We start from the raw sequence: 18,534 nt of genomic DNA on the forward strand, positions 1-18,534 counted from the left end.
GATGTTCTCTGCTCTGTTCATCAGCCGGCCCAAGCTGGCGCTTGTCATTTCGCTGGTTCTGACCATTCTGGGAGGGATCGGCTATCTGGTTCTGCCGGTGGCACAGTTCCCGGACATCACGCCTCCGGTCGTGAGCGTAACCGCCAACTATACCGGCGCAAACGCCGAAACCGTGGAAAACACTGTGGCCGCCCCGATCGAGGCGCAGGTCAACGGTGTGGACGACATGATCTACATGACGTCGACCTCGTCGGATAACGGATCATACTCGCTGAACGTTACGTTTGAAGTGGGAACCGATCCTGACATCGCATCGGTAAACGTGCAGAACCGCGTGGCGCAGGCGATGGCATCCTTGCCATCCGAGGTGACCTCATCGGGCGTGGTGACGCAAAAAGCGTCGACAAACATGCTGCTGCTGATCACGCTGACCTCGCCCAACGGCACGTATGACAGCGTATTTCTGTCGAACTATGCCTCGATCAACCTGAAAGACGCGCTGGCGCGGGTTCAGGGTGTTGGTAAGGCGGACGTTCTGACCAATCTTGAATACGCCATGCGCATCTGGATGGACCCGGACAAGATGGCGGCGCTGTCGATCACTCCGGGTGACGTGATCAGCGCTATCCGCGAACAGAATATCGAGGTATCTGCTGGTTCAATCGGTTCGCCACCTGTACCCGAAGGTCAGACCTTTCAATACACGATCAAGACCAAGGGTCGCTTGACCTCGGCGGATGAATTTGGTGACATCGTGATCCGGACAGGAGATGCGGGCGCGATTGTGCGTGTGAAAGATATCGCACGCACCGAGCTCGGCGCACAGTTCTATTCGGCTTCGGGCTACTTCCAAAGCGTTCCCGCAACGGTAATCGGCATCTATCAAGCGCCCGGGGCCAACGCGCTGGCGGTGTCTGAACGTGTCGAGGCTGAGCTTGAACGCCTCTCGCGCTCTTTCCCAACCGATGTGGAATATTCAGTCCCGTTCAATACAACCGACTTTGTCGAGCAATCGCTGAATGACGTGGTTTCGACGCTCATCCTGACTTTCATTCTGGTGATCACGGTTGTGTTCATCTTCCTTGGCAGTTGGCGCGCAACGATCATTCCGGCGGTGGCGATCCCCGTATCGTTGATCGGGACATTCGCGTTCCTGCTGGCCTTTGGCATGTCGCTGAACACGATCTCACTGTTCGCGCTGGTGCTGGCAATCGGGATCGTGGTGGATGACGCCATCGTTGTGGTGGAAAACGTCGAGCGTATCATCGCGGAAGAGGGCCTACCCCCGGCGGAGGCCACGCGCAAAGCCATGGGCCAGATTACCGGTCCGGTGATTGCAACCACGCTGGTTCTGCTTGCGGTGTTTGTACCGGTGACCTTCATGCCCGGCATCTCAGGGCGGCTTTATTCGCAATTCGCGGTCACGATCTCGACCGCCGTTGTAATCTCATCGATCAACGCCCTGACGTTGTCCCCGGCACTGTGTGGACTGGTCCTGAAGGCGCGCTCGGGTCCCCCCAAGGGGCTGCTGGCCGTGTTCGAAGGGTTCATTGGTACAATGCGTAACGGCTATACCGCGATCGTGCGCAAGCTACTGATCTTGCCGGTGATCTCATTAGGCATCATCGCGGCCTTCGCGGCTGGTACAGGGTCCATCATGGGCGCCACCTCGAAAGGCTTCATTCCGCTTGAGGATAACGGTTATCTGTTCGTCGATGTCCAGCTGCCCGACGCGGCAACGTTGGAACGGACCGAAACCGTCTCGGCGCGTTTGGACGCGCAGATTCAGGAGATCCCAGGTGTTTCAAGCACCGTTCTGGTGAACGGGTTCTCATTGCTGAACGGCACCACGACGAACGGGGCGGCCATTTTCGTCAACCTCACCAACTGGGAGGAACGACAGGAACCCGATCTCAGTGCCGACGCTATTCTGGGCAAGGTGCTGGCGATTGCAAACCAAGAATCAGCAGCCTCAATCGTGGCTTTCAACCCACCCCCAATTCAGGGCCTCGGTATGTCCGCCGGTGTTGAAATGGAGGTACAGCAAACCGGGGGCGGCTCGCCTCAGGATCTTGCATCGGCAGTTGGGTCTTACGTTTATGCAGCCAACCAACGACCCGAGATTGCGCAGGCTTACACCACCTTCCGCGCGAACGTACCGCAGCTGTTCGTTGATTTGGATCGGGAGAAGGCCAAAACCCTGCAGGTCTCGGTGGCTGAGATATTCCAGACCATGCAAGCGCAGCTTGGCTCGTATTACGTGAACGACTTCAACCTGTTTGGTAGAGTCTATCGCGTGATGATCCAGGCCGAAGGCTCGTACCGGAACAAGGTCGAAGATATTTCAAACCTCTACGTGCGTTCCACCAAGGGTGAGATGGTACCACTCGGCACGCTTATCGATGTCGAGAATGTGCTGGGACCGGTTCTGCTGAAACGGCACAACCTGTTCCGCTCGGCCACAGTGACAGCAGTTCCGGCACCCGGTCTTTCGACGGGTGACGCAATCAATGTCATGACCGAGGAATCGGCGAACGCCCTGCCCTCCGGCTATGCCTTTGAATGGACCGGCACGGCGCAACAACAGTTGGCCTCTGGCAACCTCGTCGTTGTGATCCTCGGGTTGGCGATCTTGTTCGGATACCTGTTCCTTGTAGGCCAATACGAAAGTTGGACCATGCCTGTATCGATCCTGATGTCGGTAACGGTGGCCCTGTTCGGCGCGGTCGCGGCAGTCGCGATCGTGGGCAGTGACATCAACCTTTACACGCAGATCGGGATGATCATGCTGGTTGGTCTAGCTTCAAAGAACGGGATTCTGATCGTCGAATTCGCGATGGAGCAAAGAGCCAAGGGCTTGTCGATCAAAGAAGCGGCTATAGAAGCGGCCCATCAGCGTTTCCGCGCTGTTATGATGACAGCTCTGTCCTTCCTGCTGGGCGTTGTGCCGCTGCTGGCCGCGAACGGTGCTGGCGCGGCAAGCCAGAAGGCCATCGGGGTTGCGGTGTTTGGAGGGATGCTGGCAGCAACGCTGTTCGGGGTAATCCTTGTTCCCGTCCTATATGCTGTAATGCAGGGCCTGCGGGAATGGATCAAAGGCAGCAAGAATGATCCCGGACCCGAAGAAGAAGCCGCATGATCGGATAAACAAAAGACGCCCCGCAAATCTACGGGGCGTTTTTCATTTCAGCGATCAGCCATCCAGCTCTCAATCCGTGTGACCTGTTGAGGTGTCAACCGTAAACCCAGCTTATTACGCCGCCAGATCACATCCGTTGCGGTGCGCGCATATTCCTTGTCGATCAACCAATTCAACTCTGCCTCGGTCAGCGTCGCCCCGAAATCCTCACCCAGATCAGACTGATCCTGTGCCGCGCCCAAAACCGCGCGCGCCTCGGTGCCGTAGGCCCGTACCAACCGTCGGGCCCAGACGTCTGTCAGAAAGGGATAATCTGCCATCAGGCTTTGGATCAAGGCATCGACTCCATCGACCGGGAAATCCCCCCCCGGCAATGCCACACCCGCTGTCCAGGGGCCCGACACGCCTGAGAGATGTTCGGCCACTTTCTCAAGCGCGCTTTCCGCCAGACGACGGTATGTTGTGATCTTCCCGCCGAAGACATTCAGCACTGGCGCCCCGCCCTCGGCATCGACTTTCAACGTATAATCCCGTGTCGCAGCCGTCGCGCTGCTGGCCCCGTCATCGTATAAAGGCCGAACGCCCGAATAGGTCCAAACGACATCTGCGCGAGTCACCGGTTTCTTGAAGTATTTCGAGGCAAAGTCGCAAAGATACTCCTGCTCCGCCTCGGTACAGACCGGAGGTTCAGAAGGATCGGAATGATCCTGGTCCGTTGTCCCGATCAGGGTGAAATCCTGCTCATAAGGGATGGCAAAGATGATCCGTCCGTCCTCGCCCTGAAAGAAATAGCATTTGTCGTGGTCATAGAGCTTCGGTGTCACGACATGACTGCCACGCACCAACCGAACCCCCTCGCGTGAGTTCATGCGGATCTTGGTCTGGATGATATCGCCCACCCAAGGTCCACCGGCGTTGATCAGCATCCGCGCATGGACGGTTCTGGTCTTGTCACTGTCGCGGTCGCGCAGGGTAATCTGCCAGAGATCGTCAACACGTTCTGCCGAGACGACCTCGGTCCGCACCATGATCTGCGCGCCGCGCGCCTCGGCGTCGCGGGCGTTCAGGACCACCAGACGAGAATCCTCGACCCAGCAATCGGAATATTCATAGGCCGTTTCAAACTTGTCCTGCAGTGGCCCGCCTTCGGGTTCGTTCCGCAGCTGCAGAGATCGCGTTCCGGGCAGGATTTTCCGCCCCCCAAGATTGTCATACAGAAACAGACCCAACCGGATCAGCCAGGCCGGGCGTCGGCCCCGCATCCACGGCATTACCGTACTCAGCAGTTTTGAGGTCGGTGTTTCCGTATCGAACCGCATATCGGCGTGATAGGGCAGCACAAAGCGCATCGGCCACGAGATATGCGGCATGGCGCGCAACAAAGTTTCGCGTTCGATCAACGCCTCGCGGACCAGACGGAATTCAAAGAACTCCAGATACCTGAGCCCCCCATGGAACAGCTTGGTCGAGGCCGAAGAGGTGGCCGAGGCCAGGTCGTTCATCTCGGCCAGAGCCACCGACAGCCCCCGCCCCGCTGCATCGCGCGCGATGCCGCAACCGTTGATGCCACCACCGATAATGAACAGGTCGGTTACCTGAGTGTTGTCCGATGACATTTCTATGCGATTCCCCAATCCAGCAGCTTTGAGCGCATTAACCCGATACATATTCGCTTCGTCAAGTTTTGCTTTCGCTTTTTATCGCTTTCAATCCAATTATGGCAATTACTGCATTCAGAACTTGCCACACTCAGGAAAAAGAGCAAAAACGAAGGCAAGAGCAATACCGGAGATCATCCATGTCCTTGTCCTTTCGCCAATCGGACATTCTTGAAATAGCCAAGGAAGAAGGCCGCGTTACCGTCGAAGGACTCGCCGATCGTTTTCAGGTCACTGTTCAAACAATTCGGCGCGACCTGTCCGATCTGTCCGAGGCCGGATTGGTCGATCGGGTACATGGCGGAGCCGTGCTGCGTTCGGGCGTTTCGAATATCGGTTATGAGGACCGCCGCGCCCTGAACCAAGAGGTTAAGGCCCGCATCGCCGAACGTTGCGCCGCCGATATCCTGGATGGCAGTTCGGTCTTTCTCAATATCGGAACCTCGACCGAGGCCGTCGCTCGGCAATTGCGGCAGCACAAGAACCTGATGGTTGTTACCAACAATATGAATGTCGCCACCATTCTGGCCGAGAACCCGGATTGCGAGATCGTTGTTGCGGGCGGCGTACTGCGCCGATCGGACAGTGGCCTTGTGGGGAATCTCGCCGTGTCGACCATTCGTCAGTTCAAATTTGATCACGCGATTATCGGTTGCTCAGCGCTCGATACCGATGGCGATCTGATGGATTTTGACCTGCAAGAGGTGCTGGTCAGCCAGACCATCATCGCCCAGGCGCGGCAAATCAGTCTGGTGGCAGACCACTCCAAGTTCAGCCGAACGGCTCCGGCCCGCATCGCCTCGCTGGCGGATGTAGATACCATCTATACTGACGCCCCCCTGCCCGGAGATCTGTCGATAAAATGCGCCGAATGGCAAACGCAGATCATACAATGCGATAGCGATCCGTAGACGATCACTTTGTCCAGAACACCCATAAACTGATTGACGAAGCGAAGCGCACAACTGAGGATGCAGTAACCTTCCCGACAGGAGGCGCGAGCATGGGACTTTTGGGGCAGCCGCTGGGCTTCTACGACTATCTTACGTTTTTAGCATTGATCCTGCTGCTGGCCGCGGTGATGGCTCTGTTCCTGTTCATCATGGGCCTGCCCGGCCGTATCGCGATCAAGCGAAACCATCCGCATGCCGAAGCGGTCAAGATGATGGGTTGGATGGGGTTCCTGGCCATCGTTCCATGGGTCCATGCATTCATCTGGGCCTTCCATGACGGCGTGACCGTGGATGTACGTCGCGGTCCGGACGAGGAGCGCAAAGCCATCCGGGATGAGATCAAGCGACTGGGCGGCACAGTGAAACCGGAATATCAGGACCGGCTTGACGAAGACGATACGCAGAAAAGCTAAGACCAAAGGAAACTATCAAATATGTTCGTCGCCCTTGGCATTACGCTTTTCTATCTCATTTTCGTCTGGTTCATTTTCTTCAAGGCGAAGTGGCTGAAGTTCAACATCATGTGGGGCATCGTGTCCTTCTGGGTTGGCGCGCATCTGCTTTTGATCTTCCTGGTCGCGCTTCGGTTCTTTCAGCCCTTTTCGATCGACAGCCACGTCGTACGCTCGACCATCCAGATTGTCCCGCGCCTGACGCAGCCAACCATCCTGACAGAGGTTCTGGTCGAACCGAATACGTGGGTCACGAAGGGCGAGCCACTTTATCGCTTTGATGACACCGTGTTTTCGCTGGCCGTCGACAAGGCAAATGCGCAACTGGTGGCCGCGCAACAAAACGCATTGATCCTTGAACAGGACGTTATAGCCGCAACCGAAGCCGTTGAACGCGCCAATGCGCAACTGGCCTATGCCCTGACCGAGCAGGCCCGGTACGAAAACCTTGTCCCTGCGGGAGGTGCGCGGCAAGACGAACTGGATCGCTGGAATGAGCAAGTGGCTGAAGATCAGGCCAAGGTCAAAGAGGCCGAGGCAAATCTGGAAAAGGCCAACCTGGCAGAGGCCTCGCAGATCGATGGTGTGAATACAGGGATTATCGAGGCGCAGTCACAATTGGCCGAGGCCGAGTATTTCCTTGAAAATACAACTATCTACGCGCCTGAAAACGGCATGATCGTCTCACAGCAGGCGCGCCCGGGTATGGTGGTCGGTGAGATACGGCTTGGCGCGATTGCCAGTTTCGTGACCGAAGACAGCCCCTATATCCTCGCCACTTTCCGACAGCAGAACCTGAAATTCGTCGAAGTCGGACAGCCGGTCGAGGTCGCCCTGGACCTCTATCCCGGCGAAATCCTGACCGGCAAGGTCGAGGCTGTTTGGTGGGCCACGCGTCAGGGCCAATATCTGCCCTCGGGTCGCCTGCCCGGCTTTGAACTGCCAAAACTGCCTGGCCGCATCGCGGTACAGATTTCGGTCGACGTGCCCGAAGGCCATACTTTCCCAGCGGGTGGTCACGCCGCCGTGGCGATTTACACCGGCATGGGCAAAAGTTTCGAGTTCCTGAGGCGCATCAATATCCGCCTCTATTCCTTCGCCAACTTTATCCGACCTCTGGATATCTGAGGATGCGCGCCATGACACTCCGCCGGTTGTTAGGCACTGCCCTATGTGCTGCCACTCTCGCCGCTTGCACGCCGGTAGGCCCGGATTTCGTGCGCCCGAACTCGCCGGTCGTGAAACAGTGGATCGAGGTCAACAGCCCCAGCGCAAGTCAAAGCGGCCTGACCTCACGCAGCGCGCCTGTGGTGCGGTGGTGGGAGACGTTCAATGACCCCACGCTGAACAAACTGATCGCCGAGGCCTATGCCCAGAACCTGACCTTGCAGGTCGCAGGTGCCCGTGTGCTTCAGGCCCGCGCACAGCTTGGCATCGCGTTCGGAGAGCTCTACCCCCAATCGCAAGCGATCGGAGGATCACTGCAGCGACGCCAGATCAGCGACAACCTCGGTCCGGTTTCGGATATTCGGCGGATCATCCCTTTGGATACCGAATTCTCAACCTCGCAAGTCGGGTTTGATGCGCAGTGGGAGTTGGATGTGTGGGGCGCACAACGACGCGGCGTGCAAGCGGCACGGTCAAATCTCGCCCTGCAAGTGGCCAACTATGACGATGCGCTTGTAACGCTGACCGGCGACGTGGCCGCTCTGTATATCAACGTCCGCTCCTTGCAGGAGGCTTTGGGCATTGCGCGCGAAAATATCCAGATCCAACAAGAATCCGCTGATCTGACCCAATTGCGCTTCAACAATGGCGTGACCACCGAGCTGGACGTACAGGAATCGACGGCGCTGCTGAACAACACCAAAGCGCTGGTGCCTCAGTTGGAGAGCGATCTGCAGCAAGCCAAGAACGCGCTGGCCGTATTGCTTGGCAAAACCCCGTCGCAAATGGCCGGCCTTCTGAGCGGCTCCGGTCGCATCCCGTCAGCGCGCTCAAACGTGGCCGTGGGCGTTCCGGCAGAGCTGCTGCGGCGGCGTCCGGATGTGCGCGCGGCGGAACTGGCCGCCGCGACGCAATCGGCTCAGGTTGGCATCGCGCTGGCCGACTTGTATCCGCAGTTCATACTGTCCGGCTCGATTGGACTACAGGCCTCGGGCGGGCGCGATTTGTTCAGCACCAACAGCACCACAGGCCTGGCCAATGCAGGCGTGGTCTGGAACGTATTGAACTATGGTCGCATCAAGAACAATGTCCGGGCACAGGATGCCGCCTATCAGGCGCTGATTGCGAATTATCAGAACACCGTCCTAACCGCATATTCCGAGGTCGAAAGCGCCATGGTCGCCTATGCGCAGGCACGCAAGCAAGTGGCGTTCTATGAACGCAGCGTCGAAGCGTCACGCCGGGCTGCCGATATTGCGGTCGATCAATACCGCGACGGTATCGCCAGCTATTCGCGCATCCTGAACACGCAAACCGCGCTTCTGCGCTCGCAAGCAAACCTGATTGAAGCCCGGCAAGAGGTCTCGTCAAATCTGGTCGCGATCTACAAAGGTCTAGGCGGAGGCTGGCAGATCCGGCAAAATCAGGAATTCCTACCCGAAACGGTACTGGCCGAAATGGCCTATCGCACCGATTGGGGTGATTTGTTGGAGAAAACACCGACCGGGGCCAGCCTGAACTGACCGCTATTTCGTCAGCCCGCGCAATCCGCCAGAGATCAGGATATTCACCTCGTAGAGGATGCGAGGCGCGGCCAACCCGCCGGGGCTGGCCAGATAGTTCGGGCTCCATTCCGGGTCGAACTTCTGCTTGAAGCTGCGCAGGCCTTCGAAGTGATAAAACTGCTCGCCGTGCTCATAGACAAACCCGCCGATGCGGTTCCACAGCGAGGCCAGTTGCCGGTTCTCGATCCCCGAAAACGGCGCCGCCCCCAGCGAGAACCAATGGAACCCCTGCTCTGCCCCCCAGGACATCATCTCGGCAAAGAGCGCATCCATGACAAAGCTCGGACTTTCGGGCTCATAGCGCATCAGGTCCAGCGACAGTTCAGACTTATGTCCTCCCTGAAACAGGTTCGCAAAGGCCATGATCTTACCGGTTTCGTCCCGCAAAACCGCGTGATCGAAATACGAGAGGTACTTTTCGTCAAAACCCCCTAACGCGAACCCCTTCTCTTCACCAGCCTTCCGGGCCAGCCAATCGTCCGAGATTTTGCGTAGCTCCGGCAGCACCGGGGCCAGTTCTTCTTTTGGAATGATCTCGAACACATAGCCTTCGCGTTCCGCCCGGTTCTTGGCCTGACGGAACCGTTTGCGGGATTTCCCGTCCAATGAGAAATCGGTCAGTGGCACGCGGGCCACTTCGCCGATCTTGAGGATTGACAGACCAAGGTCCAGAAACGTTGGCAGGTATTTGGTCGAGACACTGTAGAAGGCACATAGCTTACCTTCGCGATCTGCCATTTCGCGCAGCTGCCATATCAGCTGCTGTCCCGCCTTTTCATCGCCTACCGGTTCGCCCTTGGTGATCAACGCATTGCCGGTATCGGCATAGGCCAGAAAGGCGGCCTGATCTTCGGAGATCAGGAATTGCTTATCTCCGGTCAGCGAAATCTGAGACTCAGTGTCCTCGCTTTCCATCACCAACCGCTCGACCACCTCGGGGATTTCAGTACGGCTCGGGGCCGGTATTTCACGCCCGAATAGCGAGTTTATCGCGACCACTCCAAGGATCACCGCAACCACGAGGCTGGAGCGCAAGAAGCGCGAAGCATCACCGTTCCACGCGAACTCCCACCAGAGCGCGTTCTGGTATTCGACATGGGAATAGGCAAACAACCCAACCCAGAAGATCACCAACAACAGTGCCAGCACGCTGACCAGCCACGGGATGTTCAACCGAAAAATCGACGCGCCGCTGACCCGGTAGAAGGCGCCCCGGAACATCGCCAGCAGACCGATAGTGCCAAGCAAAGAAAGCGCCTCATGCGTGTCGAGCCCTTTGGTCAGCGAGGCGACAAATCCGGCCATCATCAACAGCATCGCGACGACCCATGCGCGATAGAGCTTTCGGAACAACCCGCGTGACACCAGCAACAGTAGGACACCCACGGCACTGCCCGCCAAATGCGAAGCCTCAACAAATGAGAGCGGCAGCACTTCGCGCAAAACGCCAAGGTTCTGCGAACTCGCGGGCAAGGCCCCCGAAACCAACAGGATGATCCCGGCGACCGCCGCTACTCCGGCAGCCACCATCGGCACAATCGGGCGAATGGCGCGATAGACCCATGTCGCCGCGCCTCCGATCCTGTGTCTTTGCGTCAACACCGAGGCCCCAGCGATGGACAGGCTTGCAATTCCGAACGGGCAGAATGTGTAGACGACCCGATACAGCAGCAGTGCGGCAATCACGTCCGAGCGCCCGGAAGCTCCCAACCCAGCGATCAGCGTCGCCTCAAACACGCCGATCCCACCCGGAGCGTGGCTGAGGATGCCGACTGCGATGGCGGCGATATAGATCGTGAAGAAATAGGGATAACCAACGCCCAGATCATCCGGCATCAGCACATACAGCGCCATGGAGGCACCAAACAAATCCCCCACCGCCGCAACCGTCAGCAGGCCAGCCAGTTTTCCGCCCGGCAGGTTGAAGCCAAAGCCGCCATATCCAATGCGCCGGCCACCCCGGGACAGCCAGGCAAACAACGCCGCAAGACCGGCTAGAAGACACAGGCCGATGACGGTTTCGGTGGTCTCTCCAATCGGCAGCACTTTCGAGATGCCGTCAGGATGAAAGGTCAGAAGAATTCCAAGAAGCAGGATCAGTCCCATCCAGAACGCCACCCATGAGGTTGCGATCACCCCGGCCACGCGCCCCAGATCCAGCCCAAGCGACGCATAAATGCGATACCGGATGGCAGTACCGGTGATGTAGGAAAAGCCCAGGCAGTTCGAAACCGCATAGCCGCTGGCCCCGGCCATCCCCGCGATGGGAAGCGGTACTTTGCCGCCAGCGATACTCTGCACCGCCAGGACATCGTAGAAAGACAGCGACAGAAAGCTAAATGCGGTCCAGCAGAGCGCGAAGAACATCACCTTCCACGACGTCGCCGCGATGTCGGTCTTAACGTCCGCCCATTTCACATGAGCTGAAAGATCGTGCAGAACAAACAACGCAATCAGCGTGATCATCACAGGCACAGCGACCCGGACCAGTGGCTTTTCGAGCAATCCGGTCACACGTTCGGCCAGCTTCTGGACCCGCGACTCGTCGATTGTCGCCTCTGAAGTCATTCTGCGTATCCCTGCCCTGCTGCCAGTTTCGGCCTCAGTTCAGAGCTTTACACAAATATCCAAGCCATCAAAGCATGTTGCGCCTGAATTCACGTCCGTCCTTTGCGTGTCGAAAGCAACAGGTTGGTCTCGGATCTTGTGATCCCCTCCATCCGTCGGATTTCGAACAGAACTTCATCAAACTCTACAAGCGTGTCAGTCCCGATCTCAACAATGAGATCCCAACTGCCATTCGTAGAATGGACAGCGCCCACCTCGCGCATTGCCGCAATCCGGGATCTGATCCGTTCGGTCCCACGACCCTCGATCTCGAGCATCATCAACCCGCGCACAGGGCTTTCTGAAACGCCCTGACGGGTCACAACCGTGAAGCCCACTATTTCGCCCGATTGCTTGAGGCGTTGCAGGCGGCTGCGAACGGTTGTCCGGGTCACGCCCAGCACCTCTGCCAGCTCCGACAATGAGGCCCGCGCATCCCGATGCAAGGCATTCAGCAAGCGGTTATCCAGTTCGTCCATCAACAATGCCCAAATCGAATTCCATCAATTCATTTTGACCATTTTGATCCCTTTTCTCAACCCATATCGCGTTTCTATACAGACATATGGACAAGAAAACTCTCATTCTGGCCGGGGCCCCAATGGATTCCGGCAAACGCCGCCAAGGCTGCCGCATGGGCCCCGACGCCTATCGCGTGGCCGGACTTGAACAGGCTTTGGCCGATCTGGGGCACACTGTTTCGGATATCGGCGACACGCAGCCGGATCATGTGGAAATGGCGGAACATCCGCACCTGTTTGCGCTGCCCGAATGTGTGGGCTGGACGCAGGCGCTGCATCGAACGGCGCAGAACGCAGCGCAACAAGGGCTGCCAATATTCATGGGTGGCGATCACGCGCTGTCGATGGGCACGGTTTCAGGCATGGCGGCGCACGCGCAGAGCATTGATCGCCCCCTGTTTGTGCTGTGGCTCGACGCACATAGCGACTTTCACACACCCGGCAGCACCGGCAGCGGCAATCTGCATGGCACCCCCGTGGCCTATGTCACCGGGCAACCGGGGTTTGAGGCTTTCGCGCCCCTCGCCGCCCCCATCCCTACAAATCGTGTTGGCATGATTGGCCTGCGCTCGGTCGATCCCGCTGAACGCGCAGCCCTTGAAAAAGATCACGCCATGCTGGCCGATATGCGCAGCATCGACGAACACGGTATCAAGGCACCGCTTCTGGCTTTCCTCGACAGAGTGCAGGCTGCGAACGGCATCCTGCATGTATCGCTGGACGTGGACTTTCTGGATCCCTCGATTGCACCCGCGGTCGGCACCACCGTCCCCGGCGGCGCGACCGAGCGCGAGGCGCATCTGGTGATGGAGCTGCTGCACGAAAGCGGCCTCGTCTGCTCGCTGGATCTGGTCGAACTGAACCCGTTTCTCGACGAGCGAGGCCGAACTGCGAAACTGATGGTTGATCTGGCTGCCTCGCTGATGGGGCGTCGTATCTTTGATCGCCCGACACGGAGTTTTTGATGATTTCCCTGCAATCGCCTTCCGCTGTTGTAATGGTGCGCCCTCATGCATTCGCTTCGAATCCTGAAACGCGAGACGACAATGCATTTCAAACGCTTGCAGACCAATCCGAAGCAGCAACATCAGCTGCCGCCCGAGATGAACATGACGAAGCGGTCGCCCAACTACGTGCCGCAGGTGTAAACGTCCATGTCTTTGACGATGACGGTGCGCTCAATACACCCGACAGTGTCTTTCCCAACAATTGGTTCTCGACACATCCAGGTGGTCATGTTGCCATCTATCCGATGTTCGTTCCATCGCGCAGACGCGAGCGAAGGGCCGATGTGATAGAAATGCTGAAGCAGGAGTACCGCGTTCAGGACGTTATTGATTATTCCGGTCTTGAACAGGATGACCTTGCTCTGGAAGGAACAGGAGCGATGGTCCTGGATCACGTTGGCCGCATCGCTTACACCGTCAAATCAAATCGCGCCGATCCTGTTTTGCTTGAAAGGTTCTGCACTCATTTCAACTATGAACCTATCGCTTTCGATGCGAAGGATGCCCAGGGGCGTGATGTTTACCACACCAACGTTCTGATGGGAATCGGTACGAACTATGCTCTGATCTGCCTGGACATGATCTGCGGTCCGGAGCGCCGCGCGACCGTTCGGTCACGGTTAGAGGAATCCGGTCGAACGGTAATTGATCTGTCGCATGAGCAGATCGCAAACTTTGCCGGAAACGCGATTGAACTCAGCGGTCGGGATGGCCTGCTGTTGGCGTTGTCCAGCCGCGCCCAAAAGGCGCTTACATCCGCTCAAATTGATATAATCGAAGAGAGTGCCGTGCTGTTGCCGCTCTCTGTTCCGACAATTGAAACAGCTGGTGGATCAGTGCGCTGCATGATCTCAGGCATCCATCTTTCCCGCCGATAGGAGTCTTTGATGCAACCCTCAGACAAGGCCCTTGTGCCCTTCGTATCCGTCGACAACATGATGCGCCTGATTCACCACGTTGGATTGGAACGGATGGTCACTCAGATCGCCGCGCAGATCGAGGCCGATTTCAAACGCTGGGAGAGCTTCGATAAAACGCCACGCATCCCGGCGCACTCGCCTCATGGCGTAATCGAACTGATGCCTACCTCGGACGGAGAGGCCTATGGGTTCAAATATGTCAACGGCCACCCCAAGAACACTTCCGAGGGTTTGCAGACTGTAACCGCCTTTGGCCTTCTGGCTGATGTCTATACCGGCTACCCGACGCTATTGACCGAAATGACCATGCTGACCGCCCTGCGTACGGCGGCCACCTCGGCCCTCGTGGGCAGCTATCTTGCTCCGAAATCCGCTAACGTCATGGCGATGATCGGAAACGGGGCGCAGTCCGAGTTTCAGTGTCTCGCGTTCAAGGCCATATGCGGGATCGACACAGTTCGTTTGTACGACACCGATCCGAACGCCACCGCGAAATGTGCCGCCAATCTGCAGGAAAAAGATCTGACAGTGATTTCCTGTAAAACGCCCGAAGACGCAATCGAAGGCGCCCAGATCATCACGACCTGCACCGCCGACAAGAAATACGCGACGATCCTGACTGACAACATGGTTGGCCCGGGCGTCCATATCAATGCAATCGGTGGCGACTGCCCCGGCAAAACCGAGCTGCATCGGGATATCCTTTTGCGTTCGGATATCTTTGTCGAATACCCCGAACAGACACGCATCGAAGGCGAAATCCAGGCTCTGGAAGCGGATCATCCGGTGACCGAAATGTGGGAAGTCATGACAGGTAAGGCAAAGGGGCGTACCGACGACCGCCAGATCACCCTGTTCGACAGCGTCGGCTTTGCGATCGAGGATTTCTCAGCCCTGCGCTATATCAAACGCGCGATCGAAGGAACTGACTTCTTCGAGCCGCTGGACATGCTGGCTGATCCCGACGACCCGCGAGATCTGTTTGGGATGCTGATGCGGGCGAAATAGCGCTTTGTCGGTGCAGCCACGGGCGAGCATGATCAATGGTGATGGGGGCTCTGCCCCCGCCGCCCTTTGGGCGCCTCCCCCGAGATATTTATAGCCAGATGAAGCAAGGATCCGCTCTCTGACCATCAAGCCAGAGAACTTCACTTAGCGCAGTCATCATCCCTGCCTGTACCACCCGACCATTTTTCGATGTGTTGGTTAAGGATCCGTTCTTCATCTGGCTATAAATATCTCGGAGCGCGAGGCAGAGCCTCGCAAAATCCTCTATCCCGCAAGAGATGGCAGGTAGAGAACGATACCCGGGAAAGCCACAAGCAATGCAATTGTCAGCGCATCTGCAATGAAGAACGGTGTCACGCCTTTGAAGACATCCTGAACGCTCAGGTCGGGGCGCACTCCGGCAACAACAAAGCAGTTCAGTCCGATGGGGGGCGTGATCAGACAAAACTCAGCCATTTTCACCACGAGGATGCCAAACCAAATCGCGCACATCGGGCCGGACATGCCGAAAGCGCTGTCGGCAGCACTGATGCTCTCGCCCCCGTTCAGAGCCATCACCGCCGGGTAGACAACGGGCAGCGTCAGCAGCAGCATTCCGATCGCATCCATGAACATACCCAATACCGCATAGGCCAGCAGGATGCAGATCAGGATCAGCATCGGTGACATCTCAAGTGAGGTGATCCAGTCCGAGAACGCACCCGGTAAGTCGGCAAAGCCCAGAAAACGGACATAGATCAAAACGCCCCAGATGATCGCAAAGATCATTGCCGTCAGCTTAGCCGTTTCCAACAACGCCGATTTGAACTCGGGCCAGCGCATGCCGTGGAACAGCGCAAAGCAGAAGACGATGAATGCGCCGATTGCCCCGCCCTCAGTTGGGGTGCCCCAGGCTTTCTCGCCAAACGGGTTGTAGACGAAGCATATGATGATCAGGATCACCGCGACGATGGGCAAGGCACCGGGCAAAGCGTTGAAACGCTCTTTCCAGCTAAAGCCGGTGACGGGTGGTCCGACCGATTTGAAAACAACTGCGATGCCGACGATCAGCAGGCCGTAGATAATGGCCGAAAACGCCCCCGGTATGAATCCGGCAAGCAGCAATTTGCCTACATCCTGTTCAACGATGATGGCGTAGATAACCAGGATCGCCGAGGGTGGGATCAGCGAGGCGAGCGTACCGCCTGCTGCAACAACGCCCGCCGCAAAGCGTTTGTTATAGCCGACCGACAGCATCTCGGGGATTGCGATGCGGGCAAACACCGCCGAGGTGGCGACCGATGCGCCTGAAACCGCCGCGAAGCCTGCCGTTGCGAAGATGGTTGAAACGGCCAGCCCGCCGGGCACCCAAGCGATCCAGCGCTTGGCGGCCTCGAACAACGCGCGTGTCAAACCGGCATAATAAGCCAGATAACCGATCAGGATGAAGGTTGGGATCAGGCTGAGCGTATGCGAGGCCACCTTTGAATGGGGCACCTGACCAGCAGTCTTGACGGCAACGGTAACTGCCTTGCCGAACCGATCAGGGTCGTAGCCGAATTTGGCCCAGAAAATCCAGATCAGGCCAACCAATCCTGCCAGTCCGGCAGCAAAGGCCACGCGCATTCCTGTGATTACAAGAACCAGCAGCAGCCCAGTGACCCACAGGCCGATATCGATCGTGTCCATGAGTCAGTTCTGCCTTTCGTACTGTTCGGCTTCGGCGGCCGCCTGAGCCGCTGCATCCTGTATGAGCGGAACAGCAACAGGGTGTTCAGCGCCAGTGATCAGCGCCCAGCCATAACCCCAGATCTGCAAAACCAACCGCAGGCATAGCACCGAGAACGCGACCGGAGCGAGCAATTTGGCCGGCCAGAGGGGAATACCGATATCGATCGAGCTGTCGCGGCTCCAAAGCGGAGCACCGAAGTCAAACGACCGGTCGAAATGGGACCAACTGCCCCAGACAAGCGCAAGCATCAAGAGCAGGATCAACAGGACCGAAGTCAGCTCGAACAACCAAAGAGCACGCCCCTTCAGCCGGGAAATCACGATGTCCATGCGGATATGCCCACCATCGCGCTGAACATAAGAGATGCCCAGAAAGGCAATCAGGGGCATGGCCTGCTCGATCCAATCGACATACCCCGGCAAGGGCGCATTCAAGGCATTACGGCCGCTGACCGAGATCACCGCCAGCACCATAAGGCTGAACACTGCCAATCCACTTATCAGTGCCAGAAAACGCTCTAACCTCAATAGTTTCTGGTCCAGACAGCTGATCAGACTGCCATCCTGCAGCACCGTGGCATGTCCTGCCATCTTTGCATTCCTTCGCTGTCGGGAATGGCCGGGCGCCAAGCGACGCCCGACCTGGGCGATCAGTTACCGCCGCGTTGCTGCTGCAAGGTGGCCTGCACAAGATCATATAGATCCTGTGCGGGAAGACCTTGCTCCGTCATGTCCGCGATCCACTTCTCGCGGATAGGGTCTGCGGCCTTGGCGCGGAATTCTTCGATCACGGCGTCCTCGATCATCACTTTCTGAACGCCCTTCTCTTCCAATACGCTATCCCACTGCTCCAGCAGCCCACCATAATTGGCCAGGTAATGCGCAATGGCTTCGTCGATGGAATTGTCCAGCGCTTCCCGATGCTCGGGGGGCAATGCGTCATAGGCGTCGATATTGACCACAACCGGACAGTTCACCGTGCCCGGGTTCAGGTTAGCAGTCCACCAGTCAGCCTCGTTGATCGTACCGAAGGATAGATGCGCGTGCTGAGCGAAGGCCACGGTATCGACCACACCGGATTCCATTGCATTATAAGCTTCGGTCGCAGGGACAGAGGTAGGCACGCCGCCGACGGCCTCAAAGGCTTGACCCAAACCGCCTGTGGCACGCACGCGCATGCCATCGAAATCGGCCAGTTTATCACGCGCATCGCCGGTACCGACAAGGTTATACTGCGGCATGGGCGAGGTCATGATGATCCGCGCGTTCCACTGCGCCATCTCGTCTTTGACGGCGGGGTGGTCATAGACCGCATGGCTGACTGCCACTTCTTCGTCCAGATTGTTCACACCCAGAAACGGCAGTTCCAAAACGGTGATCGCACGGTTCTTGTCGCGGTGATAGCCGGCACAGAACTGCGCCATCTCAAACGCGCCAATCTCGATCCCATCCAGATTCTCACGCGGCTTCGACAGGCCACCATAGCTGACATTGATAGTGAACTCACCGCCCGTTTTCTCGCTGACCAGTTCAGCCAGTTTCTCGACATGTTCAGTGAAAGCGCGACGCTTTCCCCAAACCGAGGCATTCCATTCAGTCGCTGCGGCTTCGGCAACAAACGCAAAGCTCAGCGCGGCGACAGCCGCACCGCTCAACATCTTGTTCATCGTATTTCCTCCCATTGGTGCACCCCCTGACGAGGCGCTTGAAAATGAAGCTAGCGCTAAGTCCTTGATGTGCCAACCCCTGCTATCGGGCGCACATCGGCACTGATCTTCCCCAGGGGAAACACAAAGTAGCGCAAACCATGCAGAAGCAGCATAAGTA

General features: G+C 57.6%; 14 protein-coding genes. 8 read left to right on the forward strand and 6 right to left on the reverse strand.

The window, feature by feature from the left end:
• The first annotated feature begins 1 nt into the window (after position 1).
• Positions 2 to 3,139, forward strand: a complete 3,138-nt coding sequence (locus ACR3EM_RS06790; protein WP_480470038.1) for an efflux RND transporter permease subunit — start codon at positions 2 to 4, stop codon at positions 3,137 to 3,139.
• Positions 3,140 to 3,186: 47 nt separating this feature from the next.
• Here ACR3EM_RS06790 and glpD read toward each other — a convergent pair whose 3' ends face one another.
• A complete protein-coding gene (gene glpD, locus ACR3EM_RS06795; protein WP_480470039.1) occupies positions 3,187 to 4,755 on the reverse strand; it encodes a glycerol-3-phosphate dehydrogenase in 1,569 nt (522 codons plus the stop codon).
• Between the two features lie 182 nt (positions 4,756 to 4,937).
• Between glpD and ACR3EM_RS06800 the strand changes: the two genes are divergently transcribed.
• The 4 genes from ACR3EM_RS06800 to ACR3EM_RS06815 all read left to right on the forward strand — a co-directional run bounded on the left by ACR3EM_RS06800 (position 4,938) and on the right by ACR3EM_RS06815 (position 8,892).
• Complete coding sequence (locus ACR3EM_RS06800) at positions 4,938 to 5,708, forward strand: DeoR/GlpR family DNA-binding transcription regulator (protein ID WP_480470040.1); 771 nt, start codon at positions 4,938 to 4,940, stop codon at positions 5,706 to 5,708.
• A 92-nt stretch (positions 5,709 to 5,800) separates the two neighbouring features.
• Positions 5,801 to 6,163, forward strand: a complete 363-nt coding sequence (locus ACR3EM_RS06805) for a DUF3302 domain-containing protein (protein WP_480470041.1) — start codon at positions 5,801 to 5,803, stop codon at positions 6,161 to 6,163.
• Positions 6,164 to 6,184: 21 nt separating this feature from the next.
• On the forward strand, positions 6,185 to 7,330 hold the full coding sequence (locus ACR3EM_RS06810) for an HlyD family secretion protein (protein ID WP_480470042.1): 1,146 nt from the start codon (positions 6,185 to 6,187) through the stop codon (positions 7,328 to 7,330).
• An 11-nt stretch (positions 7,331 to 7,341) separates the two neighbouring features.
• The gene (locus ACR3EM_RS06815) at positions 7,342 to 8,892 is read left to right on the forward strand and encodes an efflux transporter outer membrane subunit (protein ID WP_480470043.1); all 1,551 of its coding nucleotides are present in this window, start codon (positions 7,342 to 7,344) and stop codon (positions 8,890 to 8,892) included.
• Between the two features lie 3 nt (positions 8,893 to 8,895).
• Here the strand turns inward: ACR3EM_RS06815 and mprF are convergent, their stop codons facing one another.
• Both mprF and ACR3EM_RS06825 read right to left on the reverse strand, forming a co-directional pair.
• Positions 8,896 to 11,502: a bifunctional lysylphosphatidylglycerol flippase/synthetase MprF gene (gene mprF / locus ACR3EM_RS06820; protein WP_480470044.1), complete on the reverse strand. Its 2,607-nt coding sequence runs from the start codon at positions 11,500 to 11,502 to the stop codon at positions 8,896 to 8,898.
• Positions 11,503 to 11,591: 89 nt separating this feature from the next.
• A complete protein-coding gene (locus ACR3EM_RS06825; RefSeq protein ID WP_480470045.1) occupies positions 11,592 to 12,020 on the reverse strand; it encodes an Lrp/AsnC family transcriptional regulator in 429 nt (142 codons plus the stop codon).
• 86 nt (positions 12,021 to 12,106) lie between these two features.
• On the opposite strand from ACR3EM_RS06825, the gene rocF reads away from it, so the two are divergent.
• The 3 genes from rocF to ACR3EM_RS06840 are packed head-to-tail and all read left to right on the forward strand — an operon-like array spanning position 12,107 to position 14,997.
• Positions 12,107 to 13,027, forward strand: a complete 921-nt coding sequence (rocF, locus tag ACR3EM_RS06830) for an arginase (protein WP_480470046.1) — start codon at positions 12,107 to 12,109, stop codon at positions 13,025 to 13,027.
• Positions 13,027 to 13,947, forward strand: a complete 921-nt coding sequence (ctlX, locus tag ACR3EM_RS06835; RefSeq protein ID WP_480470047.1) for a citrulline utilization hydrolase CtlX — start codon at positions 13,027 to 13,029, stop codon at positions 13,945 to 13,947. The genes rocF and ctlX overlap by 1 nt, the downstream gene beginning before the upstream one ends.
• Before the next feature lie 6 nt (positions 13,948 to 13,953).
• Positions 13,954 to 14,997, forward strand: a complete 1,044-nt coding sequence (locus ACR3EM_RS06840; RefSeq protein ID WP_480470048.1) for an ornithine cyclodeaminase — start codon at positions 13,954 to 13,956, stop codon at positions 14,995 to 14,997.
• A gap of 264 nt (positions 14,998 to 15,261) precedes the next feature.
• Here the strand turns inward: ACR3EM_RS06840 and ACR3EM_RS06845 are convergent, their stop codons facing one another.
• Genes ACR3EM_RS06845 through ACR3EM_RS06855 form a run of 3 tightly spaced genes read right to left on the reverse strand, consistent with a single transcriptional unit; the run spans position 15,262 to position 18,374 of the window.
• Positions 15,262 to 16,665 (reverse strand): TRAP transporter large permease, encoded by a 1,404-nt coding sequence (locus ACR3EM_RS06845; protein WP_480470049.1) that lies wholly within the window; start codon positions 16,663 to 16,665, stop codon positions 15,262 to 15,264.
• 3 nt (positions 16,666 to 16,668) lie between these two features.
• A complete protein-coding gene (locus ACR3EM_RS06850; RefSeq protein WP_480470050.1) occupies positions 16,669 to 17,298 on the reverse strand; it encodes a TRAP transporter small permease subunit in 630 nt (209 codons plus the stop codon).
• A 59-nt stretch (positions 17,299 to 17,357) separates the two neighbouring features.
• Positions 17,358 to 18,374 (reverse strand): C4-dicarboxylate TRAP transporter substrate-binding protein, encoded by a 1,017-nt coding sequence (locus ACR3EM_RS06855; RefSeq protein ID WP_480470051.1) that lies wholly within the window; start codon positions 18,372 to 18,374, stop codon positions 17,358 to 17,360.
• Positions 18,375 to 18,534 lie beyond the last annotated feature (160 nt).

The sequence above is a fragment of the Ruegeria sp. AH3 genome (assembly GCF_056536265.1).